At 65.4% G+C, this 22,307-nt stretch carries 19 protein-coding genes; 17 read left to right on the top strand and 2 right to left on the bottom strand.

Going from position 1 to position 22,307, the window contains the following annotated elements; translation table 11 throughout:
• Nucleotides 1–26: 26 nt before the first annotated feature.
• Nucleotides 27–1,061, top strand: coding sequence for a LacI family DNA-binding transcriptional regulator (locus I8J29_RS22380; RefSeq protein ID WP_208849692.1), 1,035 nt, complete (start codon nucleotides 27–29; stop codon nucleotides 1,059–1,061).
• Nucleotides 1,062–1,178: 117 nt separating this feature from the next.
• Here the strand turns inward: I8J29_RS22380 and I8J29_RS22385 are convergent, their stop codons facing one another.
• Nucleotides 1,179–1,943: an IclR family transcriptional regulator gene (locus I8J29_RS22385; protein WP_208849693.1), complete on the bottom strand. Its 765-nt coding sequence runs from the start codon at nucleotides 1,941–1,943 to the stop codon at nucleotides 1,179–1,181.
• Nucleotides 1,944–2,309: 366 nt separating this feature from the next.
• Here I8J29_RS22385 and pxpB point away from each other — a divergent pair, with 366 nt between their 5' ends.
• From pxpB to I8J29_RS22440, 11 genes are all read left to right on the top strand, one after another.
• The gene (gene pxpB, locus I8J29_RS22390; RefSeq protein WP_208849694.1) at nucleotides 2,310–3,089 is read left to right on the top strand and encodes a 5-oxoprolinase subunit PxpB; all 780 of its coding nucleotides are present in this window, start codon (nucleotides 2,310–2,312) and stop codon (nucleotides 3,087–3,089) included.
• Nucleotides 3,086–4,120: a 5-oxoprolinase subunit C family protein gene (locus tag I8J29_RS22395; RefSeq protein WP_208849695.1), complete on the top strand. Its 1,035-nt coding sequence runs from the start codon at nucleotides 3,086–3,088 to the stop codon at nucleotides 4,118–4,120. The genes pxpB and I8J29_RS22395 overlap by 4 nt, the downstream gene beginning before the upstream one ends.
• Nucleotides 4,110–4,901 carry an ABC transporter ATP-binding protein gene (locus tag I8J29_RS22400; protein WP_208849696.1) on the top strand — a complete coding sequence of 264 codons (792 nt, stop codon included), beginning with the start codon at nucleotides 4,110–4,112 and terminating at the stop codon, nucleotides 4,899–4,901. The genes I8J29_RS22395 and I8J29_RS22400 overlap by 11 nt, the downstream gene beginning before the upstream one ends.
• On the top strand, nucleotides 4,901–5,701 hold the full coding sequence (locus tag I8J29_RS22405) for an ABC transporter permease (protein WP_208849697.1): 801 nt from the start codon (nucleotides 4,901–4,903) through the stop codon (nucleotides 5,699–5,701). The genes I8J29_RS22400 and I8J29_RS22405 overlap by 1 nt, the downstream gene beginning before the upstream one ends.
• A 151-nt stretch (nucleotides 5,702–5,852) precedes the next feature.
• Complete coding sequence (locus I8J29_RS22410) at nucleotides 5,853–6,890, top strand: ABC transporter substrate-binding protein (protein ID WP_208849698.1); 1,038 nt, start codon at nucleotides 5,853–5,855, stop codon at nucleotides 6,888–6,890.
• An 18-nt stretch (nucleotides 6,891–6,908) separates the two neighbouring features.
• Nucleotides 6,909–8,339, top strand: a complete 1,431-nt coding sequence (locus tag I8J29_RS22415; protein ID WP_208849699.1) for a UbiD family decarboxylase — start codon at nucleotides 6,909–6,911, stop codon at nucleotides 8,337–8,339.
• Between the two features lie 143 nt (nucleotides 8,340–8,482).
• On the top strand, nucleotides 8,483–9,268 hold the full coding sequence (locus I8J29_RS22420; protein WP_208849700.1) for a LamB/YcsF family protein: 786 nt from the start codon (nucleotides 8,483–8,485) through the stop codon (nucleotides 9,266–9,268).
• A 19-nt stretch (nucleotides 9,269–9,287) separates the two neighbouring features.
• The gene (locus tag I8J29_RS22425) at nucleotides 9,288–11,000 is read left to right on the top strand and encodes an FAD-binding protein (protein WP_208849701.1); all 1,713 of its coding nucleotides are present in this window, start codon (nucleotides 9,288–9,290) and stop codon (nucleotides 10,998–11,000) included.
• 93 nt (nucleotides 11,001–11,093) lie between these two features.
• Nucleotides 11,094–11,405, top strand: coding sequence for a 2Fe-2S iron-sulfur cluster-binding protein (locus tag I8J29_RS22430; RefSeq protein WP_090641132.1), 312 nt, complete (start codon nucleotides 11,094–11,096; stop codon nucleotides 11,403–11,405).
• A 60-nt stretch (nucleotides 11,406–11,465) separates the two neighbouring features.
• Complete coding sequence (locus tag I8J29_RS22435) at nucleotides 11,466–12,425, top strand: substrate-binding domain-containing protein (RefSeq protein WP_208849702.1); 960 nt, start codon at nucleotides 11,466–11,468, stop codon at nucleotides 12,423–12,425.
• 81 nt (nucleotides 12,426–12,506) lie between these two features.
• Nucleotides 12,507–13,700, top strand: coding sequence for an LLM class flavin-dependent oxidoreductase (locus I8J29_RS22440; protein WP_208849703.1), 1,194 nt, complete (start codon nucleotides 12,507–12,509; stop codon nucleotides 13,698–13,700).
• Between the two features lie 150 nt (nucleotides 13,701–13,850).
• Here the strand turns inward: I8J29_RS22440 and I8J29_RS22445 are convergent, their stop codons facing one another.
• Nucleotides 13,851–14,303: a hotdog fold thioesterase gene (locus I8J29_RS22445; protein WP_420831147.1), complete on the bottom strand. Its 453-nt coding sequence runs from the start codon at nucleotides 14,301–14,303 to the stop codon at nucleotides 13,851–13,853.
• 185 nt (nucleotides 14,304–14,488) lie between these two features.
• Here I8J29_RS22445 and I8J29_RS22450 point away from each other — a divergent pair, with 185 nt between their 5' ends.
• The 5 genes from I8J29_RS22450 to I8J29_RS22470 all read left to right on the top strand — a co-directional run bounded on the left by I8J29_RS22450 (nucleotide 14,489) and on the right by I8J29_RS22470 (nucleotide 22,307).
• Complete coding sequence (locus I8J29_RS22450) at nucleotides 14,489–15,382, top strand: helix-turn-helix domain-containing protein (RefSeq protein ID WP_208849704.1); 894 nt, start codon at nucleotides 14,489–14,491, stop codon at nucleotides 15,380–15,382.
• Nucleotides 15,383–15,616: 234 nt separating this feature from the next.
• On the top strand, nucleotides 15,617–16,474 hold the full coding sequence (locus I8J29_RS22455; RefSeq protein WP_208849705.1) for an oxidoreductase: 858 nt from the start codon (nucleotides 15,617–15,619) through the stop codon (nucleotides 16,472–16,474).
• 205 nt (nucleotides 16,475–16,679) lie between these two features.
• On the top strand, nucleotides 16,680–18,332 hold the full coding sequence (locus I8J29_RS22460) for an SGNH/GDSL hydrolase family protein (protein WP_208849706.1): 1,653 nt from the start codon (nucleotides 16,680–16,682) through the stop codon (nucleotides 18,330–18,332).
• A gap of 395 nt (nucleotides 18,333–18,727) precedes the next feature.
• On the top strand, nucleotides 18,728–20,869 hold the full coding sequence (locus tag I8J29_RS22465; protein ID WP_208849707.1) for a GH92 family glycosyl hydrolase: 2,142 nt from the start codon (nucleotides 18,728–18,730) through the stop codon (nucleotides 20,867–20,869).
• A gap of 109 nt (nucleotides 20,870–20,978) precedes the next feature.
• Nucleotides 20,979–22,307: a response regulator transcription factor gene (locus tag I8J29_RS22470; protein WP_208849708.1), complete on the top strand. Its 1,329-nt coding sequence runs from the start codon at nucleotides 20,979–20,981 to the stop codon at nucleotides 22,305–22,307.

A 22,307-nucleotide genomic window follows, 5' to 3' on the forward strand; every position in this document is an offset into this window, starting at 1 on the left:
TTCGGTACTGTGGAGAGGAAGAAACGATGGCAAAACTGAAAGATATCGCGGAACGCGTAGGCGTCTCGATCTCGACGGTATCGCGGGTCATGAAGAACGACGCGAACCGCTCCGTCAGCGACGAGACGCGCCGGAAAATATGGGAGACCGCCGAAGCGCTCGGCTACACGGCGACGCGCCCGTCGAAAACCAAAAAGCAGGAGCCGACGCACGCCTTCCGCATCGGATGCGTCGTCGCGATGCCGCAGAATAAATACAACAATCCGTATTTCTCGGTCATCCTGGAAGGCATCGAGAAGACGCTTGCCGATGCGGGCATGCGGCTCGAATTCGTCAGCAGCATCGAGAAGCACGCGGACATCGAGAACCTGAAGTCGCTCGTCAAGGAGAACCGCGTCGACGGCATGCTCGTGGTCGAACGCATCGACGGGGAAGCCTACCAGTGGATCAAGGCCAACGTGCGGACCGTCGTCGGCGTGGACATCGCGGACAACGACATTCCGATGATCAGCTACGACCGCGCCGCGGCGGCGAAGGAGGCGGTCGCCTACCTGATCGGACAGGGCCACCGGAGCATCGCCTACATCGGAGGCGCGGAGTTTCATGACGATTTTCGCGGCGAACGGCGTTATCGGGGCTATCGGAGCGCGATGGAAGAGGCAGGCCTGACGGTCGACGACGATTGGGTCATCGACGTGAAATGGGACGTCTCGCTGAGCTACGAGCTGACGAAGAAGGCCTTCGAGACGAGCGGGCGCGCGCCGACCGCGATTTTTGCCGCAAGCGACATGATGGCCATTGCCGCGATGCGGGCGGCAACGGAACGCGGGCTGCGCATTCCGCAGGACATCGCCTTCTTCGGCGTGGACAATATCGAGATCTCCGAGTTCACCTCGCCGCCGCTGTCGACGATTCACGTGCCGAAGCTTGAAATGGGCATGTTCGCGGCGAAGCTGCTGCTGGATTACATGGAGCATCAATACGCCATTCCCGTCAAAATGATCATTCCTTATAAAATGATGCTTCGGCATTCGACGAACGGCAAACCGGCGCGGCCGTAAGCCGGTTTCGCCCCGGGGGCGCGCCGCAAACGCGCAGGGAAACAACAAAGACGGCACGACGCCCATGGGCGCCGTGCCGTCTTTGTTGTTTTTTCGTATCCGCGCGGGACGCCGGGGTCAAGCCGGCGGTCCCGCGTACCCGAGCTTCAGCGAGACGCCGTGCGCGGCCTCCTTGACCAGGCGGATCCGCTCGGCCAGGCCGTCCTCGCCGAACCGCACCTCGGGACCGGCGATGCTGAGGCCGGCGACCATTTTCCCCGTATGGTCGAATATCGGGGCGCTCAGCTCCGCCGTGTAGTTCTCCAGCTCGGACCGGCTGAACGCGTAACCGTGCGCGCGCGCCTCCTCCAGCGCCTCGCGCAGCTTCGGCTTGCTGACGATCGTCCCGAGCCCGATCGCTTCCGGCTCGACCTCGTCCAAGTACGCGTCCCGTTCGCCCTCCGGCATGAACGCGAGCAGGATCCGGGACGACGCGCCGGCGTAGAGCGGGGCGCGCCGCCCCATCTTGGTGAACAGCCGGACGGGATGGTCGGTGTCCAGCTTCTCGATGTACATCGAGGAGTCGCCGTCGCGCACGGCCAGATGGACGGCTTCGCCGATTTCGTCCCGCAGCCGCCGCATCTCCGCCGCGGCCACGCCGCGGATGTCGAGCCGCTCGGCGACGAGGTTGCCGAACTGCAGAAACAGCAGGCCGAGCGAATACAGCCCTTCCTCGTCCTTGTGCAGCAGCCCCATGTCCGACAGCGATCCGATCATGCGGTGGACCGACGATTTGGGAATGCCGGACAGGCGGATCATATCGTTCATGCTCAGCTTCGTATGCGTAAGAAAGAGATGCAAGAGATCCATGGAGCGGATCACGGTTTTGTTCTTGTTCTGCACGGTTGCCTCCCCGGATAGCCGCTTCGAGCGGCAATGCCCGCCACGCTGCAAGGCATGTCCAAACCAGTATACTCCGAATGGCGGATACTTGAATATGCGCTTACATTTTCCATGGCGGTTATTTTCGGCGTTCCCCTTGATTTTTGTCGAATCCCGACTATAATTATCGTATATATTGGGTTTGAAATTCGGGATTGTTGTACCGAATTTCGGGATTAATTATAACAGGGCGTTGATATCATGCGCAAGACGAAAGTAACGGCAAAAGAAGACGCGATAGAGAAGACAATAGAAACGGGAATAGAAACGGGAATAGAAACGGGAATAGAAACGGGAATAGAAACGCCGGTAGAGACGGGAATAGAAATGGAAATCGAAACGGCAACAAACGATTCCTACGCCCGTTACGGCGCCGTCCGGGCGAAGCTGTTCCCGCTCGGCGACAGCGCCGTCGCGGTGCAGTTCGGCGAAACGATCGAGCTCGAGACGCACGAACGGGTGCGGCAGCTGGCGGATTACCTCGAACGTCATCCGTTCGAAGGCATGGTCGAGTACGTGCCCGCCTTTTTGTCGGTCACGGTGTATTACGAGCCCTTCGCGCTGCTGGCGGCCCATGGGGGCATGGACGATTCCCGCGCGAACGCGGATCCGTTTGGCCTCGCGGCCCGGCTGCTGGCCGGCATCCTCGCCAAGCTGGGCGACGCGGAGAAGCGGCCGGCGCGCATCGTGGACATTCCCGTCTGCTACGGCGGCGACCTTGGGCCTGATCTTGCGGAGGTCGCCGCGCAGCACGGGCTGACCGAGCAGGACGTGATCGACATTCATGCCTCGGCCGACTACCTCGTCTACATGCTGGGCTTCGCGCCGGGCTTCGCTTATTTGGGCGGATTGCCCGCGCGCATCGCGACGCCGCGCCGGACGACGCCCCGCCTGTCCATTCCCGCCGGCACCGTCGGCATCGCCGGGGACCAGACGGGCGTGTACCCGATCGTGACGCCCGGGGGCTGGCAGCTGATCGGCAAGACGCCGCTGCCGCTGTTCCTGCCCGAGGCCATGCCGCCGACGCTGCTGAGGGCCGGCGATCTCGTGCGGTTCCGCCCGATCTCCCGGGCGGAATTCGACCGGTTGGAGGTGGAGCGGACATGAGTCTCGCGATCTTGAAGCCGGGGTTGCTGACGACGGTTCAGGATTTGGGCCGCCACGGCGCGCAGAAGTACGGCGTCATCGTCGGCGGCGCCATGGACGCTTTCGCGCTCCGCGTCGCCAATCTGCTGGTCGGCAACGCGGAACACGACGCCGGGCTGGAAATCACGATGGTCGGCCCGGAAATCTATTTCTCGGAGGCGGCGCTGATCGCCGTCTGCGGGGGCGACCTCGCGCCCGAGCTGAACGGGCGCGAGCTCCCCGCGTGGCGGACCGTCTACGCGCCGGAGGGAAGCCGGCTGCGGTTCGGGCCGGCCCGGCTCGGCTGCCGCGCCTACTTGGCGGTCGCCGGCGGCCTTGACGTCCCCGAACGGATGGGCAGCCGGTCCACGTATCTGCGCGCGGGCATCGGCGGTCACGAGGGCCGCGCGCTGCGCAAAGGCGACCGGCTCCCCGTTGGCGCGCGTTCGCCGGGCAGCCTCGCGCTGGCCGGGCTGATCGCCCGCGAGGGACAGGACGAAGCCGCGGTCAGCGGCTGGTCGGTCGCGTCCGAGCTGCGGCCGGCTTATGCCGCGCAGCCGACGATCCGGGCCGTCGCCGGCCGGGAGCTGGCGCTGTTCGACGACGAGAGCCGGGGCCGGTTCTTCGGCGAAGCCTTCGCGGTGAAGACCGAATCCGACCGGATGGGCTACCGCCTCGCGGGCGAAGCCTTGCGGTTGAAGGAGAAGCGGGAAATGATCTCCTCCGCGGTGACGTTCGGCACGGTCCAGGTGCCGCCGGACGGCCAGCCGATCGTGCTCATGGCGGACCGGCAGACGACCGGCGGCTACCCCAAGATCGCGCAGGCGGCTTCGGTGGATCTGCCGCTGCTGGCCCAGACCCCGCTCGGCGGAAAGGTCCGGTTCGAAGAAATTTCTCTCGCGGAAGCGCAGCGGCAGTACCTGCTCCGGGAGAAGGGCATCCGCGCGCTGCGCGGCGGGCTCGAGCAGCTGCAGACTAACAGGAACGGGAAGGTGAACGCGCATGGCGAATGACAAAGCCCCGAAGCTGTCCATTCGGGAGTTGGCGGTGGAATATCGGTCGAAGGGGCGGCGGACCCTCGCGCTCGAAGGCGTGAATCTCGACGTCAAGGACGGCGAGTTCGTCTCCGTCGTCGGCCCGAGCGGCTGCGGCAAGTCTACGCTGCTGAAGGTGGTCTCCGGCTTGCTCGAGCCGGCGGCGGGGGGCGCTTATATCGACGGGGAACCGGTGACCGGCGTGCCGGACGGCGTCGGCATGGTGTTCCAGAACGACGCCCTGCTTCCGTGGAAGACGGTGCTTCAGAACATCCGGCTGCCGCTTGCCATTAAGGGCCTGCCCGAGAGCGAGCAGGTGCGGGAAGCGAACCGCCTGCTGCAGGTGGTCGGTTTGGAGGGCTTCGCGGGCTTTTACCCGAAGCAGCTGTCCGGGGGCATGCGGAAGCGCGTCGCGCTGGCGCGCACCTTCGCCTACGATCCCGACATCTACCTGATGGACGAGCCGTTCGGTCCGCTCGACGCCCAGACCCGGGTCAAGATCGGCGAGCAGTTCCTGCATATGTGGGAGGCGGTCGGCAAGAGCGTGCTGTTCATCACGCACGACATCGAGGAAGCGATCGCGCTCTCGGACCGGGTGATCGTCATGTCGCCGCGGCCGGGCCGCATCAAGGCCGAGTTCGACATCCGGCTGCCCCGGCCGCGTCCGTTCTACGACATTCGGTTCGAGCCGGCGTTCAAGGAGCTGCAGAAGGAAATTTGGGCGCAAATGGCGGATGCCGGCGCGGGAGGTGTCGGCTGATGGCGAGTCAAGCGAAAGGCAAGACCCGCGCCGCGTCGTTCCGGGGGCGCGAATATTCCCGGACGTCCGTCTGGCTGGGCCGGATCGCCGTGTTCATCGTGCTGGCGGGCCTGTGGGAGGTGCTGTCCGGCCGGGCGTTCAACGCCTTCTGGCTGAGCAAGCCCTCGCTCATCGCGGGCCGGATCGTCGAGATGCTCGGAGACGGGGACCTGTGGTTCCACATGAGCGCCACGCTCACGGAAGCGGTCGCCGGGCTTATTATCGGAATGGTCGGGGGCACGCTGCTCGGCATCGGCCTCGCGTTCAGCGGCATTTTCGAACGGTGGATTTATCCGTACATGATGGCGATCTACAGCCTGCCGCGCGTATCGCTGGCGCCGCTCTTCATCGTCTGGTTCGGGATCGGCCAGTCGTCGAAAATCCTGATGGTCGTGGCGATGGTCATCTTCGTCGCGTTCTACAACGCCTTCGAGGGGATTCGCAACATCGACAAGGACCTGATGGACATGATGAGCACTTACAAGGCCAAGTGGCCGCACAAGCTGCGGTGGGTGGTGCTGCCGTCGATTACCGTCTGGATTCTGACGAGCGTCCGGCTCAACATCGGCATGGCGCTCATCGGCTCGGTCATCGCCGAGCTCGTCGGCTCCAACCGGGGACTCGGCTACTACATCACGTATTCGTCCAACATGCTGGATACGACGGGCATCTTCACCGGCCTCGTGCTCATCATGGTCATCGCCGTCGCCTTGGAGCAGCTCGTGCTGCTGCTGGAGCGGTGGCTGCTGCGGTACCGGTAGGCGTATCCGGCCTGCCGGGATGAACGAACGGCGGCGATCGTTTGCTCATCGTTACCAAGCTGTACAAGCCATACCCGGCGCTTGCTTCAACCCGACAACGGGAGCGGCCTGATTTGCAATTATTTCAAGGTATCCCGAGGAGGACATATCCATGAAAAGAATGAAATTTATCGCGTTCGCGCTACTGCTGCTCTCGTTGACGGTGCTGGCCGCCTGCGGCAACTCGAATTCGGAGACGCCCGCGAACGGCGGAACGAACGCCGGCGCGAATGCCGGGAACGGCTCGACCAATACCCAAGAGGCGCCTGCGGGCGGCTCGATCCGCCTCGGCCTGGTCGGCGGCGGCATGACGCCGATGGTCGCCCAAGTAGGCATCAGCGACGGCACGTACGAGAAAGCCGGCATCAAGATCGAAGAGAAAGATTTCACCGCGGGCGCGGACATGGTGCAGGCGCTCGTCGGCGGCAGCCTCGACGTCGTGCTCGGCTCTTACGAACACGTGCTGCGTCAGCAGCAGAACGGGCTGGGCGTCAAGGCGTACGGCGAGATATTCAACGGCGTCGGCTATTCGCTGATCGTCAAGAAGGACGCGCCGTACCAGTCGCTGAAGGAGTTGAAGGGCAAGACGCTGGCGGTGACCAAGGTCGGCAGCCTCTCCGACACCGGCCTGCGCGAAGGGCTGAAGCAGGAAGGGCTCGATCCGGAGAAGGACGTGCACCTGATCAACGGCGGCAGCGGCGCGACGATGCTGGCGGCGATCGAGAGCGGCCAGGCGGCGGGCGGCATGGTGTCCGAGCCGACGATCTCGCAGATGCTCGCGTCCGGCGATTACCGGGTGCTGTACGATCCGCCGTTCGACTTCGCGGGCATCGTCATCATGGCCAAGACGGACTGGGTGGCGAAGCACCAAGACCTGATGAAGCAGTTCCTGCAGGTGACCGCCGACGTCAACGAGCAAGCGCATCAGGATCCGGCCGGCGCGGTCGCCGCGATGCAGAAGATTTTCGATAAAATTCCGCAGGACGTGATGAAGACGGCCGTGAACAACCAGCTGGGCAAAGTGCCGGACGGCCTCCAGGTGACCAAGGACGGCGCCGATTACGTGCAGAAGACGCAGCTGGATCAAGGCATTCTGAAGAAGGAAATCGCATTCGAGGACGCGGTGGACTTGTCGCTGCTGCCCCAATAACGAACAGGAGATGATCGCATGGCCCAGGATTTGAGAACGTACCTCCGCCAGCTGGCGGCGTTCGACGAACGCGCCGTCCGGCTCGTGGACAAGGAGGTCGACCCGCGGTTCGGCATTACCGCCTACGCCGCGGCGCTGGCGGAGAAGAACGATTATCCCGCGCTGCTCTTCGACCGGGTGAAAGGCTCGGAATTCGCCTGCGTGTCCAATCTGCTGACCGACTACGACCGCATCGCGCTGTACTTGGGCTGCGAGGTGCCGGACATTCCCCGGGTGTACGGGGAGAAGCTGAAGAAGCCGATCGATCCGGTCGTCGTGCCCCGCGAGCGGGCGAAGGTCAAGGAAAACGTCATCGAAGCGCGGGACGTCGACCTGGCCAAGCTGCCGATTCCCGTGCATAACGAGATGGACGGCGGCCCGTACCTGTCGGCGGGCGTCATGATCATCCGCGATCCCGATTCCGGCCTGATCAACGCGGGCATTTACCGCCACCAGATCTTCAATAAGACGGACATGGGCGTCTGGTTCCTCGGAGCCCATCACGGCGGGCTGATCTACAAGAAATACAAGAAGATGGGCAAGCCCGCGCCGATCGCCATCGCCCTCGGCCATCATCCCGGCTTCGTCATGGGCTCGGTCTCCCGGGTTCAAGGCATCGGCGGGGAGTACGAAGCGGCCGGCGCGCTGATGGGCGAGGCGCTGGAGCTGGTTCAGGCGGAGACGTCGGACCTGCTGGTGCCCGCGCATGCGGAGCTGATCCTGGAGGGCGAGATTCTGCCCGACGAGGATCACGTCGAAGGGCCGTTCGGGGAATGGCCGGGGCATTACTTGGGCGGCGGCTCGGTGCCGACGATCCGCATCACCCGCATCACCCACCGGAATCATGCGATTTTCCAAGATATCGTGGCGTCCAGCCGGGAGCATCTCGTCGTCGGCGGCGTGCCGCGCTCCGGCAGCATCTACCAGACGGTCAAGCAGGCGGTGCCGAGCCTGAAGACGGTGCACGTGCCGTTCTACGCGCGGATGCACTGCTACATCTCGCTGCATAAGGAGCGGGAAGCGGACGTGAAGAAGGCGGCGTTCGCCGCGCTCAACACCGAGCAGGAGAATTTGCGGCACATCGTCGTGGTGGACGACGACATCGACGTATTCAAGGGCGAGGAAGTGGCCTGGGCGATCGGCACGCGGTTCGACGCGGAGCGCGATCTGCTGGTCATTCCGCGGTGGAACGGGCCGGGCGGCCTGCTGCCGACGAACTGGGAATACAACGCGGAGGGCAAGAACACCCCGCGGATGTCCAGCGCCGCCATCGTCGACGCCACCAAGCCGGCGCCGCCGGTCGTCTTCCCGAAACGCGCGGTCGTGCCGCGGGAGTTCGTGGAGCTTGCGGATCTGCAAGCGCTGCGCGAGCCGGGCGACGCCGAACGCGGCAAGTGGCTGGCGCCGTAACCGGGATCGGCCCGCGGGCCGCGTCCGCGCGGTCCTTCGGGACCGGCGGGCGCGGCCGCTTGGCTTGTCCGGCCCGTGGGGGCGAAACGAGCGGTGAACGGAACGAATAGATGGACTCAACACGCAACGGGAGGGCGAACAACATGAAAACCGTGGATTTGAACTGCGACCTGGGCGAAAGCTTCGGCGCCTACAAGCTGGGAAGGGACGAGGAGATTCTCGGCTTCGTGACCTCGGCCAACGTCGCCTGCGGCTTCCACGCCGGCGATCCGGCGACGATGCGCCGGACGGTGCGGCTCGCGCTCGACAAGGGCGTCGCGATCGGCGCCCATCCGGGGCTGCAGGACCTGATCGGCTTCGGCCGCCGGGACATGGACATCAGCCCGGAGGAAGCCTACGATCTGGTCGTCTACCAGATCGGCGCGCTCTGGGGCTTCGTGCGCGCCGAAGGGGCCGCGCTGCAGCACGTGAAGGCGCACGGCTCCCTGTACAATATGGCGGCCCGCGACGAGCGGCTCGCGCTGGCGATCGCCGAGGCGGTCTACCGCGTCGATCCGGCGCTCGTGCTGTACGGCCTTGCCGGCAGCAAGCTGATCGAGGCGGGCCGGCGGATCGGGCTGCGGACGGCAAGCGAGGTGTTCTCCGACCGGACGTACCAGGCGGACGGCTCGCTCACGCCGAGACGGCAGCCGGATTCCGTCATCACGGACGACGATCGCGCGCTCGCCCAGGTCATCCGCATGGCAGCCGAGGGCAAGGTGCGCGCGCAGCAGGGCGAAGACATCGCCATTCAGGCCGACACGATCTGCGTGCACGGGGACGGCGTGCGCGCGGTTGAATTCGCCGGCAAGATCCGCACGGCGCTAAGCGAAGCCGGGATCGCCGTGCAGCCGGTGGGCGCGACGTTGGCGTCGGGCGCTTCGGATTAAGCAGAGAGGAGCGGCGCGCATGGAAACCTTGCAAGTGCAGACGGACGTTCTCATTATCGGAGCCGGCGCGGCCGGCATGATGGCCGCGAGAGCCGCGGCCGACGAAGGGGCGAGCGTGCTGCTGGCCGACAAAAGCTTGATCGGCCGGGGCGGGGCCACGATCCTCGCCCAGATGACCGTCGCGGTGGCGCTCGGCGAGGCCGAGGCGGACGACCCGGACGTTCATTTCGAAGATACGATGAAGGGCAGCCGGGGGCTGGCCGACCCGCGGATCGTGCGGGCGATCGTGGACCGGGGGCCGGAGGTCATCCTGGAAGCGGAAGGCTACGGAGTCAAATGGGCGCGGACGCCGGACGGCAAGCGTTCGCAGGCGTTCGCGCCGGGGCATTCCCGCGCCCGCTGCGTGTACGTGGATATTTTGAATACGGGCGGCGCGACCGTGAACGGGCTGAAGCGGGCCATCTGGAAGGATGAGCGCATCAGCCGGCTCAAGAACGTCATGATGACCAAGATCGTCGTCGAGGAAGGCCGGGCCGTCGGGGCCGTCGGCTTCGAGCTGGAGACGCTGCGGCCCGTCGCCGTCACGGCCGGCTCGATTATACTGGCGACCGGCGGGCTGACGGAGGTGTACGCGCGCAACAGCGCGTCCGCGAACATGACGGGCGACGGCTTCGTCCTGGCGGCGGAGGCGGGCGCGGAGCTGCGGGACATGGAGATGGTGCAGTTCTTCCCTATCGCCCATTTGTTCCCGCCGCTCGTCGGCATCGATCCCATCATGTGGGACCCGTTCCGCTACAAGCTGGGCGGGCGCCTGCTGAACGGGGAGCAGGAGGAATTCATGCACCGCTATAACGGCGAGGTAGCGGGCAAATATACGGCGGCGCGCGATCAGACGACGCTCGCGATCTTCCGCGAGGTGGAGGCCGGGCGCGGCACGCCGCACGGCGGCGCGTACCTCGACTTCCGCATGGTGCCGGAGGACAAGCTGAAGGAAGCGTTCGGGCCGGTCATCGACATCCTGCGGAATCAAGGCGTCGACCTGACCCGCGATATGGTCGAGGTTGCGCCGATGGCGCACTTCATGCTCGGCGGCGTGCGCGTGGACGAAGGCATGCGCACCCGCGTGCCGGGACTGCTGGCGTCGGGCGAGCTGATCTACGGCATGCACGGCGCCAACCGGCTGTCGGGCAACGCGATCACCGAGGCGCTCGTCAGCGGGCGGATCGCCGGCGAGACGGCGGCCCGGGATCGCGCGCTTGCGGAAGGTCCGTCGGCGGGGGATCGCGAGGCGTCGGTGCTTCGCGCGCTGGAGGCGGAGCTGCCTCGGCTGGAAGCGTTCTGGCATCCGGCGGACGTCGAGCGCGACAGCGCCTCGCTGCAGGCGTTCAAGCGAAAGCTTCAGCGGATCATGTGGGACGGCGCGGGGCCGCTCCGGACGGAAGCGGGGCTGACGGCCGCGCTGGCCGGGGTACGCGGGCTTCGCGGCGAGCTGGAGGCGATCGCGCTGGCGAAGCCGTCGGCGTTCGCCCTGTCGCGGGTCGAGAAGCTGGAAGCCGCGAACATGCTGAAGGTCGGGGAAGCGGTCATCTTAGGCGCGATCGAACGGCGCGAATCGCGCGGGGCGCACGTGCGCCTCGATTACGAGGAGACGATGGAGAACGCGGGCGGGTTCAGCTTGTCGCTGGACGACCGCGGAGAATGGCTGCTTGCGCAAGCGAAGCAGGACGAATAAGCGCGGCTCAAGAAGAGAAGCGGCGCAACGCCGAGATCGATATCGTTAAGCTGATAAACGGAGCTAGGCTGACAGACGAAGGAGGAATGCGGCATGTCCACCGTGAAGCTGCGGGTGACCCGCGGCGAGGCCGGCTCGGAGCCGGCCGTCGCGTCGTACGAGGTGCCTTACCGGGACGGAATGAGCTTGCTGGACGCGATCTTCTGGATCCGCGAGCACGAGGATCCTTCCTTGGCGGTGCGGTATTCGTGCCGCTCGGCTAACGCATGCAAGGAGTGCTCGGCCATCGTGGACGGCAAGGCCGGCTTCCTGTGCAGCATTCGCGCGCAGGCCGGCAGCGAGGTGCGCGTCGAGCCGCTGACCGGGCGGCCGTGGATCAAGGATCTGGCGACTTCGCTCGATTAGCGAAGGGCGCCGGTCAGCCGGTGAATCGAAACAACGATAGACGGAAGGAGCCGACCGAGGATGACGGAACCTGTACTGACGATGGCGATGTCGGAAAGCGACCGGACGCAGAAGCTGCTGTCCGGCGCCCGCCGCCTGCCCGGCTTCGGGCTGGAGGCGCGGCACGAGACGATCGAGCAAATATTCATCGAGCAAATTTCCAACGCGGCGTACGATATTTCGGAGCTGTCGCTGGCTTCGTATTTGATCGCCAAGGGGGGCGGAGACGAGCGGCTGACGGCCGTTCCCGTCTTCCTCTCCCGCGCGTTCCGGCACAACGCGATCTACGTGCGCGCGGACAGCCCGTGGCGTCATCCGTCCGAGCTGAAGGGGCGGCGCTTCGGCTTTCCCGAATACCAAATGACGGCCGCCGTGTGGGTCAGAGGCCTGTTCCGGGAGGAATGGGGCATCGGCACGGACGACATGGAATGGTTCACGTTCCGGCCGGAGCGGGTGCCGGTGGACATTCCGGCGACGCTGGCCGAGGGCGATCTCTTCGAAGCGCTGCTCGAGGGCCGCGTGGACGCCGTGATGTCGGCCCGCCGCCCGCCGGCGAAGTTTTTCCCGGCGTCGGGCGATGGCGGCGCGATCCGCCGGCTGATGCCGGACGTCTGGGACGAGGAGCGGGCCTACTACGGCCGCACGGGCATTTTCCCCATCATGCATCTCGTCTCGCTGAAGGCGGATACCGTTCGCCGGTATCCGGAGCTGCCGAGGCAATTGTACGACCTGATGCTGGGCGTCAAGAACGACGGCGTCGCGGCGCTGCTGGAGACGATCAAGAACCAGACGTCGGATCCGTGGCTCTGGGAATCGGTCGAGCGCTCGGCGCTGCTGACGGACGGCGATTTATGGCCGTACGGGGTCGCCGCGAATTGGCCGCAGATCGTCAAGTTCATGGGGTATTTGCGCGCGGACGGCCTGCTGAAGCGGGAGCTGGCCTTGGAAGAGGTCTTCCATCCGTCGGTGCTGCATACGTGATACGCGCGAGGCTGGCGGCGCCGATCGCTTAGCGGGGATCGGTCCGCCGCCATATTTTTTTCGGATAGGAGTAGGTACACGATGAGCGCATCCCAACAATCGGAAACGCAGCTTTGGGCGGCCGAGGAGCCGCAGAACCATCCGAACAGCCCGCTGTCCAAGGCGTTCGCCCAGCCGCTCATGCTCGGCTTGTTCCTGCCGCTGCAGACGGGCGGCTGGTCGCAATCGACGCTGCCGCGGGGAACCGACTGGACGTTCGATTATAACGCGCGGCTGACGCAGCAGGCGGAGCGGCTTGGCTTCGACATCGCCTTCGGGCTGTCGCAGTGGCTGCCGAAGGGCGGCTTCGGCGGGGAAACCGGCTACCGGGAAAACTTCCTCGACCCGTTCGTGTCCGCGGTCGCGCTGGCGTCGGTGACGAGCCGGATTCTGCTGATGGGGACGATCCACGTGCTGTACGGGCCGTGGCATCCGATGCATCTGGCGCGGTTCCTGGCGACGGCCGACCACATCTCGCAAGGGCGCTTCGGCGCGAACATCGTCACGGGTTACGCGGAGAACGAGCCGCGCATGTTCGGTATGAGCCGGGCCGACCACGACCGGCGCTACGCGCAGTCGGCGGAGTTCACCCGCATCTGCAACGCGCTTTGGTCCGGCGTCGACAATTTGACGTATCAAGGCGAATTCTACTCGCTCGAGAACGCGTACGTCTCGCCGCGCCCGAAATACGGCCGGCCCGTGCTGGCGACGGCCTCGGGCTCGCCCGCGGGCTTCGACTACGCGTCCCGGTACTCGGACGTCGTCTTCGTCTCCAGCCCGGCCGGCGAGCAGCTCGCGGACGCGCTGCCGAAGCTGCCCGCGCACGTCGCGACGGTCAAGAACGCCGCGGCAGCCCGCAACCGCCAGGTGAGGGTCATCATCAACCCGACGATCATCGTGCGTCCGACGCGCGAAGAAGCGTTCGCCTATTACCGGGCGATCATGGACCACGCCGACCTCGGCGCGATCGGCAACTTCTCCGCGCGCCACGCCGCCGGGGACAGCCAATCCTGGCTGGAGCATTCGGCGCGGGGCCGCGCCGTCGGCGGTCATCTGCACATCGTCGGCTCGCCGGAGGACGTGGCGGAGCAGCTGAAGCAGCTCCACGCGACCGGCATCGACGGCATCCAGATCACCTTCTACGATTACGAGCCGGAGCTGGCCTACTTCGGCGAGAGCGTCATCCCGCTGCTTGAGCAGGCGGGGCTGCGGCTGCCGGTCGAGCCGGTCGTCTGACGCGGCTGTTAACAATTTGAAATGGAAGAACCGAAATGGAATAATCGCAATGGAAAAACCCTTCTTGTCCCGGACAAGAGGGGTTTTTCCATTGCTGCGGGCGGCGTCGCGGTCGGCGTTGCGGTCGGCGCCGCGGCCGCAGCCGCGTGCTCAGGGTTTCTCGACGATCGCGACGGTACAGCGGGAAATGCAGACGAGCTTGCCGGCTTCGTCGGCGATTCGGATATCCCACACCATCGTCTTGCGCCCCCGGTGAAGCGGGGTCGCCTCGGCGGTGAGGCGTCCGTCGGTCTTCGGGCGCAAGTGGTTGGCGTTGATCTCCAGCCCGACCGCCGCGTATCGCGTCTGGTCGATGTTGAGCTCGGACGCGATGGACGCCGCGGTCTCGGCGAGCAGCACGGAGACGCCGCCGTGCAGGATGCCCGCGGGCTGAAGGACTTTCGAAACGACGGGCATCTCGAGCACGACGCGGTCCAGGGACAGTTCGGCGAACGAAATGCCCATCAGCCCGATGACGGAGTTCGCGGCTTTCTCCCTCATCCAATCGGCGAACGCCTCGTAGGTCATCCGGTGCGCGTCTAAAACTTCCTGAGCGACGATCATATTGCGGATCCCTCCTTCGGTTAGGCTTGTTCCAGGATTACTTCATCGTATGGAGGGGCGGCGGGGTTCATGACGGGGAGCGGGGAAATTTCAAAGCGGTTGTTCGAGTTGAGTCCGATCAGGCACGAACGCTATAATAATCCAAAGCAAAACGTTCGAATTTGCCAGCCCAGGGAGGTACGCCCATGTCCATGAGAACCGCCAAAGTCGTCAAGGCGCCGAGGGAGCTCGCGGCGGCGCCGATCAGCCGCAGCCAGCTGAAGCTGAACGGACTGACCGTCATCGAATCGTGCACGTACACGGAAGGGCTGACGGGCGAGCTGTTCTTGGAGCATCATCTGCTGCTCTTCGTGCTGAAGGGCAACTACACCGTCCGCCACGGCAGTCAATCCTACGTCGTGCGGGAGAACGAAATGGTGCTGCTGCAGAAGGCCATCGTCGTCGAATACGAGAAGCATGGCGAGCCGGGCGCCGACTATTTGCTCGATTACATGATGTTCTTCCTCCACGACGAGCTCATCCACGAATTCGTGAAGCTGGCCGACCTGAAATCCCGCCCCGCCGAAGCGGTGCCCGTCTCGGTCAAGGCCGCGTCCGACCGGCTGATCGGTTACGCCGCGTCGCTCAAGCCGCTCTTCCGGGAACCGGAACGCGTCGACAACGGCCTCGTCAAAATCAAGCTGCTCGAGCTGCTGTTCGACGTGGCGGCGTCCGACGAGCGGTTCCTCTTCCAGTTGGCGCAGCTGAAGCAAAAAGGGAAACGGAACATCGCGGAGGTCGTCGAGGAAAATCTGTTCAACCCGGTGACGCTGAGCGACCTGGCGTATTTGTCCGGCATGGGGCTCTCGACGTTCAAGCGCGAGTTCAGCGATATGTACAACACGTCGCCGCTGCAGTGGATTCGCGGCCGTCGCTTGGACAAGGCGAGGGAGCTGCTGCTTCATTCCCCGATGTCGGTGACGGACGTCTGCTTCACGACGGGCTTCGAGAACGCGGCGCATTTCTCCAAGGCGTTCAAGGAAAGGCACGGCATCTCCCCGTCCGCGTTCAAGCAGCGGTCGCGCCAACTGCAAGCCTGACGGCGTCGTTCTCTCCCGATCCCATCCGGCGAGCCGAATTCACAAGCCGGCAGGGCCGCACAGCGAAGCGGGCGGGGGCGCAACTCCGGTATTGTTAAGTCATCGGCAAGGCAGGGCGGCGGCATCACAGCCGAAAGCGAATGCCCGAGCGCGTTTCCGCAAACCATAAAATGACGCGGAGCTCGCGCTTATCCTGCAGGCCGATAACCCAACCTACGGAGGAGAGACGAATTCATGCATACAAACGGTCAAAAGGTATGGTTCATTACGGGCGCGGCGCGGGGCTTCGGGTTCGAGATCGCGAAAACGGTGCTTGCGTCGGGCGACAAGGTCGTCGCGACGGTGCGCAGCCAGCCGGAGAAGCTCGCCGCCCGGCTGAATCATCCGGACAACCTGTTCGTCACCCAGCTCGACATCACCGACGAAGATCAGGCGCGCAAAGCGGCAGGCGAGGCCGTGGCGCATTTCGGCCGCATCGACGTGCTCGTCAATAACGCCGGCTCCGGCTTGCTGAGCGCCGTGGAGGAAGCGACGGCGAACGAAGTGCGGCGGAATTTCGAAATCAACGTCTTCGGCGTCCTGAACGTCATTCGGGCCGTGCTGCCCTATATGCGCGAACGCCGTTCGGGCCATGTCATCAACATCTCGTCCGTCGGCGGGCTCGGCGGCTATATCGGCTGGGGCGTCTACGGCGCGGCCAAATTCGCGGTGGAAGGCTTGACGGAAGCAATGGCGCTCGAATTGGCGCCGCTCGGCATCCATGCGACGGTCGTCGCGCCGGGCTTCTTCCGGACGGACTTCCTCGACGCCTCGTCCCTGAGCCGCTCCGAGCGCGTCATCGACGATTACGGCGCCACGGTCGGCGAGATGCGCAGCTTCGCCACGCAGGCGAACCATCAGCAGCCGGGCGACCCGGCCAAGCTCGGCCAAGCCTTCGTCCGTCTGGCGAACGCCGAGAAGCCGCCCGTCCACCTGCTGCTCGGGAACGACACGCTGGCCCGGTACCGCGAGAAAACCGCGTCGCTCGAGACGGATATCCGGGAATGGCAGGACGTCGTAACGTCGACCGACCACGACGACGCGCGGGCGTAACGGAAACGCGGCCGAGGCGTGCTGAAGCTAGTGTGCCTCGGAGCGAACGATTCCATCAGCGAGGACCGGATGCAAACGAGACGACAGCACCGACCCGAGGCCGCGACGGCCTCGGGTCTTTTTTGCGGACGCGGGGGTACAACCGGCAGGAACGGCTTCGCAGGCCAAGAAGTAGGTAGGCATCGAACCGACAGGGGGAAACGGGATGACGACGGAAACATTCGAAAACGGGGAGGCCGGCCGGGTCGCTTGCGATCCGCGATCGCCGTGGCAGGTGCGGGTGCTTCCCGGCGACGTGCGCCTGGCGGACGGAAGGATCGTCCGCTTCGACGAAGAGCGGACGCTCGCGATTCGTCCCGGCGGCCGGCGGGCCTACCGCAGCCAGCGGTATATCATTACGGGCGAAGGGCGGCAATCGCCCTGCTTCTGGAACGGCGAGGACATCCGCGGCAGCGGCGGCATGCCGTATCAGCGCATGGTGCCGGGCACGCTGGGCGTCTTCGACGAGACGCGGAGCGTCCGGTACGAGCCCGACGCGGATTACGTCTACGACTATTATTGGGGAACGGTCAAGCGGCATCCCGAGGGCCGGATTCGCCCGAACGAGCCGCTCCTGCTCGACTACGACGTCTGGCTGTGCCGCTACGACGCGATCGTGCTGCGTGCGGACGGCGGGCTCGAGGTCGCCGAGGGAGAAGAAGAGGCGCCGGAATCCCGCGAGCTGCTGCTGCCGGATCCGCCCGCCGTGGAGGACGGTATCGTCCTGGCGCACGTATTCACCGGCTGGGGCGAAGCTTCGCTCCATGACGGGGCGGTCGAGGTGTCGCAGGCGGAGGGAGATCCGGCCGGCGCGCTGCCCGCGGTGACCGGGCGGTATCTGGACGCGACGCCGCGCGCGTATTGGGTCGAAGTGGTATCGCTAACGCCGGAAGACGGCACGCTCGGCATCTCCGTGGCGGCGGAAGGAATCGACTACGGGCTCGACGTCCCGTTGACGGAAGCGACGCTTCGCTGGTCGGCGCCGATAACGGTCGATCGGGGCGCGTCCGTGCCGCTCGCGATTCCGAGCGCTTACGGCCATGCGGTCGATTGGGGGCTGTCGATCGGCTTTAATGACCTTCCTCTCGACGCAGCCTTAGTCGGCACGCGCTTCCGAATCGCGGCCCGGCCGCATTCGGTGCTGAACCTGGCGGCGCCGTCCGCGGCGCCAAGCGTCGAAGAGGCGATTCCCGTGCTCAACCGGGAAGCGCTCGACCCCTTCCGCCGCAAGCTGGCGGAAGGGCGGCCCGCGCGCGTCGCGTTCTTCGGCGAGAGCACGACGCGTTCCGGCCATTGGCCGTACCGGCTCATGCGGGCCCTGCGGGACGCGCGGCCCGGAGCGCCGCTCTATTCCTCGAACGTCGCCGTCGGCGGCGAAAGCTCGATCCGCGGCGCGCGGCGCTACGAGCAGGACGTGCGCGGCACGGCTCCCGATCTCGTCGTGCTGGAGTACATGCTGAACGATTCCGGCGCCGGAACCGGCCGGGCGGAGCCGGCGATCCGGGATATTTTGACCCGGCTGCGCCGCGACGGGATTCCGTGCCTGATCGTCACGAACAACGGCATGAATCCGCTCTTCTGCGGATCCATGCGCGCCGTGGAAGCGTCGCATGCGCTTTACCGCCGGATGGCCGAGGAATTCGGCTGCGCGTTCGTCGGCGGCTTCCTTTATTTCGAGCGTTTGCACGAATTCGGCGAGTATTTTCTTACCGCGCTGAAGGGCAACATGGTCAACCATCCGTACGGCAACGTCGATCCCGACTGGGGACGTTTCGACGAGGCGCTCGGCCGCGCGGTGATCCGGGCCGTCCTGCCGTGACGGGACTCGCCCGCGCCGCAGCAAGACCAAATCTCGTATTTTCACCGTCTTAGCGCCGTCTTAGCGCCGTTATCCGGCCATTTTCCCGCAACATCACGCAACCATCTCGTATCTCGCCGTCGTCCAGTCTTTCTGCAGTCATTTTGCGTCTTCCGGCCGTCTTCCTCCGTCTGTCTTGCCGCAGCCATCCGCCGTCATCCCGCCGTCCCCAAGGCCGTCCCCGGCGCTCCCTCAGGCAGGCCTCGGGCGTTCCTTCGCGCCTCGAGCCTGCCTCCAACCCCTCGCCCGACCGCGGGAAAAGCATAGGAATACCTCGGTTTTTTGGAGCTTTGCCGTATTCTGCCGCGAAAATCGCCTTGTTACAATGAAGGGGACATCCGAATGGAGGCGAATTCATGTTAGCTGTAGATTACGTCAACCCCATGATCGGCACGATCGGCCACCTGCTGACGTCGACCGCGCCCGTCGTTTCGCTGCCGCACGGCATGATGAAGCTGGCGCCGATTACGACCCCGGGCATCGCCGATAAATATTTGGCGGACCGGATATTCGGCTTCCCTGCCGGCTGCGGCTATCTGCTGCCCGTGCGCGACCTCGCGGCAGCGGAGCCGTCCGGCCGCTCGTCGCGGTACGACCATGACCTGGAAACCGCGGCCCCGTATGCCTATAAGGTGCTGCTGGAGGACGAAGACATCGAGGCGGAAATGACGGTTTCCCATCAATCCGCGCATTACCGGTTCCGCTACGCGAGCCCGCCGGAGGCGGGGCTGATCCTCGGCTATCCCGCGGGCGGCAGCTTCCAGCGGCTGTCGGACCGCGCGGTGCGCTTCGGCGGCACGGTCGCCGGCGTGCCCCACTTCACGCAGCTCGAATTCTCGCAGCCGGTAGAGCTCGTTCGGACGTGGGCGTCGGAGCGCCAGGCGGGCTGCGCGCTGCGCGCGGCGGCCGGCGCCGGCGTGCTCGAGGTTCGCGCCGGCATCTCGCACATCGACGGGGAGCAGGCGGAACGCAACCTGCGGCGCGAGCTGGCGGGCTGCTCCTTCGAGGAGACGCGGCTGACCGCCCGGGAGACGTGGCAGCGCGCGCTCGGCCGGCTCGGGGTGACCGGCGGCACCGAGGAGCAGAAGACGATTTTCTACACGTCGCTTTACCGTTCGCTGCTGAACATGAGCAGCATCACGGAGGACGGCCGCTACTACAGCGCCTACGACGGCCGGATCCACGACGGCGAGGGCCGCGACTTCTACGTGGCGGACAACATCTGGGACACGTATCGCTGCCTGCACCCGCTTCAGCTGCTGCTCGATCCCGAACGCAAGCAGGACATGATCCAGTCCTACGTGCGCATGTACGAGCAAAGCGGCTGGCTGCCGCAGTTTCCGTTCGTGCAGGGGGACCTGCCGGTCATGACGGGCAATCATACGGCGGCGCTCATCTATGACGTCTACAACAAAGGCTACCGGAACTTCGACGCGGCCAAAGCGTTCGAGGCGATGAAGGTCAACGCGACGGAAATCACGATGCTGCCCTGGGTGCACGGCCCGCTGACGGAGCTGGACCGCGTCTATCTGGAGCAAGGCTTCTACCCCGCGCTGCGCCACGGCGAGACCGAGCGGGTGCCCGAGGTGCACGGCTTCGAGCGGCGGCAGTCCGTCGCCGTGACGCTGGAGCACGCCTACGACGACTGGTGCGTCGCGCAGATGGCGCAATCGCTCGGTCAAGAAGAGGACTACGCCGCGTTCGCGAAACGCGGACAGAACTACCGCAACGTGTACAACGAAGCGACCGGCTTCATGTCGCCGAAATCGGCCGACGGCGAGTGGGTCGAGCCGTTCGATCCGAAGTACGGGGGCGGGCTCGGCGGCCGGGATTATTTCTCGGAATGCAACGCCTGGATCTACAGCTTCCACGTCCAGCACGACATCGAAGGCCTGATCGCGCTGATGGGCGGTCCGGAGCGATTCGAGGCGCGGCTCGACGCGCTGTTCGAGGAGCAGTACGACGGCTCCAAGTACCGGTTCCTCGGGCAGTTCCCCGACGCGACCGGCCTGATCGGCCAGTACTGCCAGGGCAACGAGCCGGCGTTCCATATTCCCTACCTGTACAACTACACGCCTTCGCCATGGAAGACGCAGCGCCGCCTGCGGGACATCATGAAGCTGTGGTACCAGGCGACGCCGACGGGCATCTGCGGCGACGAGGATAACGGCGCGATGTCGTCGTGGTACGTGTTCAGCGCGATGGGGCTGTACCCGATCTGTCCGGGCAAGGCGAGCTACGAGATCGGCAGCCCGCTCTTCGAGAAGACGGAGCTGGCCCTGCCCGGCGGCGGGACGTTTACGATCCGGGCGGAAGGCGTATCGGCCCGCAATAAGTACATCCAGTCCGCGGACATCGACGGCCGGCCGCTCGAGGAGCCCCGCATCCGCCACGCGGACATCGCCGCGGGCGCTGCGCTGACGCTGCGCATGGGCGAGCGCCCGAACCAAGCGTGGGGCACGGGCGTCCGTTACGCCGGCCAAACGGACAAGGCGTGACCGTTCCATAGCTTGCTCCATGCCGGGCGCAGCCGGCGGCGTCGACGACGCCGCCGATTGGCATCCGTATGGCGGTAAGCGGTTACCATCCAAGCGGGAGGCGATCTGCATGTACCGGCTGTTGATTGTTGACGACGAGAAAGTCATTCGCGACGGCTTGTCGGCCTGGGACTGGGAGCGTTACGGCATCGAGGTCGCCGGCTGCTGCGCCCACGGGCTGGAGGCGCTGCAATTCATCTCGACGAGCCCGGTCGACATCGTCATGACGGACATTCGGATGCCGTTCATGGACGGCATCGCGCTCATGGACGCGCTGAACCGGCGCTATCCGTTCATCAAGCTCATCGTTCTGTCGGGCCACGGCGATTTCGCGTATGCCCAGAAGGCAACGCAGTACGGCGCGGTCGACTATCTCCTGAAGCCGGTGCCGTTCGCGGAGCTGCCGAAGACGATCGGGCGCCTGAAGGAACGGCTCGACGAGCAGCGGCAGCACGAGGAACGGCTGGAAGTGCTGACGCGCAAGGCACGGCAGCTGACGAAGGTGCTGCGGGACGATTTTCTCGCCCGGCTGTTCGAAGGGCCGCTCTCGTGCGAGGCGCTCGAGCAGGGCGGCGCGGAGGGCGAGGTGCTGCTCGAAGCCGGACGCTACACCGCCGCCGTGCTGGTGCTGGACCGGATCGCCGTGCGCCGGCAGCGGACGTCCGAGAAGGAGCGGAAGCTGATCGCGTTTTCGCTGGACAATATATTGTCCGATCTATGGGACGCGCGGCAGCATGGCTACCATCTCGTCGACAAGTCGTCGCTCGAGGTGTTCCTGCTCGCCAAGGACGGCGGCCGGCAGCTGCTCACGGACATCGCGGGGCAGCTGCACCGTTACGTCGGCTTGTTCAAATCCACCTTCTCGCTCGGGATCGGGGTCACGGTCGGCAGCCCGTACGCCATTTGGCAGTCGATGCTGGCCGCCAGGTCGGCGCTCGCGGGCAACGCCGAGGAAGGCGCGGTCAAGACCGGCGCCGTGCCGCGGGAGGAGACCGGCCTGCGCGGGCAGCTGGACCGGCCGCCCGAGGAAGACGACGCGCCGGAAGCGGACGCGGCGGAGCCCGGTTCCCGGGACAGCATCATCCTGGTGGAGGCCAAACGGTACATGAAGGCGAATTACGGCCGGAACCTGACGTTGAAGGAGGTGGCGGACCACGTCTTCATCTCGACGGGCCATCTGTCGGCGCTGTTCAGGCACGCGGGCGAGCGGTTCCTGAAGGTGCTGACGACGATCCGCATGGAGAAGGCGAAGGAATTGATGCTCGACAACGGCTACAAGGTGTACGAGATCGTGGAATTGGTCGGCTATTCCGATCCCGCTTATTTCACCGAGGTGTTCAAGAAACATACCGGCAAGACGCCGAACGAATACCGGGGGAAGCTGAAGCAGCAGCGTTAA

The organism is Paenibacillus artemisiicola, from assembly GCF_017652985.1.
GTDB lineage: Bacteria > Bacillota > Bacilli > Paenibacillales > Paenibacillaceae > Paenibacillus_Z > Paenibacillus_Z artemisiicola.

What these genes read in the sequence shown, in the direction of transcription:
- I8J29_RS22380 (WP_208849692.1), top strand. Translation starts at nt 27, where the DNA reads ATGGCAAAACTGAAAGATATCGCGGAACGCGTAGGCGTCTCGATCTCG.
- pxpB (WP_208849694.1), top strand. Translation starts at nt 2,310, where the DNA reads ATGGAAATCGAAACGGCAACAAACGATTCCTACGCCCGTTACGGCGCC.
- I8J29_RS22395 (WP_208849695.1), top strand. Translation starts at nt 3,086, where the DNA reads ATGAGTCTCGCGATCTTGAAGCCGGGGTTGCTGACGACGGTTCAGGAT.
- I8J29_RS22400 (WP_208849696.1), top strand. Translation starts at nt 4,110, where the DNA reads ATGGCGAATGACAAAGCCCCGAAGCTGTCCATTCGGGAGTTGGCGGTG.
- I8J29_RS22405 (WP_208849697.1), top strand. Translation starts at nt 4,901, where the DNA reads ATGGCGAGTCAAGCGAAAGGCAAGACCCGCGCCGCGTCGTTCCGGGGG.
- I8J29_RS22410 (WP_208849698.1), top strand. Translation starts at nt 5,853, where the DNA reads ATGAAAAGAATGAAATTTATCGCGTTCGCGCTACTGCTGCTCTCGTTG.
- I8J29_RS22415 (WP_208849699.1), top strand. Translation starts at nt 6,909, where the DNA reads ATGGCCCAGGATTTGAGAACGTACCTCCGCCAGCTGGCGGCGTTCGAC.
- I8J29_RS22420 (WP_208849700.1), top strand. Translation starts at nt 8,483, where the DNA reads ATGAAAACCGTGGATTTGAACTGCGACCTGGGCGAAAGCTTCGGCGCC.
- I8J29_RS22425 (WP_208849701.1), top strand. Translation starts at nt 9,288, where the DNA reads ATGGAAACCTTGCAAGTGCAGACGGACGTTCTCATTATCGGAGCCGGC.
- I8J29_RS22430 (WP_090641132.1), top strand. Translation starts at nt 11,094, where the DNA reads ATGTCCACCGTGAAGCTGCGGGTGACCCGCGGCGAGGCCGGCTCGGAG.
- I8J29_RS22435 (WP_208849702.1), top strand. Translation starts at nt 11,466, where the DNA reads ATGACGGAACCTGTACTGACGATGGCGATGTCGGAAAGCGACCGGACG.
- I8J29_RS22440 (WP_208849703.1), top strand. Translation starts at nt 12,507, where the DNA reads ATGAGCGCATCCCAACAATCGGAAACGCAGCTTTGGGCGGCCGAGGAG.
- I8J29_RS22445 (WP_420831147.1), bottom strand. Translation starts at nt 14,303, where the DNA reads ATGATCGTCGCTCAGGAAGTTTTAGACGCGCACCGGATGACCTACGAG.
- I8J29_RS22450 (WP_208849704.1), top strand. Translation starts at nt 14,489, where the DNA reads ATGTCCATGAGAACCGCCAAAGTCGTCAAGGCGCCGAGGGAGCTCGCG.
- I8J29_RS22455 (WP_208849705.1), top strand. Translation starts at nt 15,617, where the DNA reads ATGCATACAAACGGTCAAAAGGTATGGTTCATTACGGGCGCGGCGCGG.
- I8J29_RS22460 (WP_208849706.1), top strand. Translation starts at nt 16,680, where the DNA reads ATGACGACGGAAACATTCGAAAACGGGGAGGCCGGCCGGGTCGCTTGC.
- I8J29_RS22465 (WP_208849707.1), top strand. Translation starts at nt 18,728, where the DNA reads ATGTTAGCTGTAGATTACGTCAACCCCATGATCGGCACGATCGGCCAC.
- I8J29_RS22470 (WP_208849708.1), top strand. Translation starts at nt 20,979, where the DNA reads ATGTACCGGCTGTTGATTGTTGACGACGAGAAAGTCATTCGCGACGGC.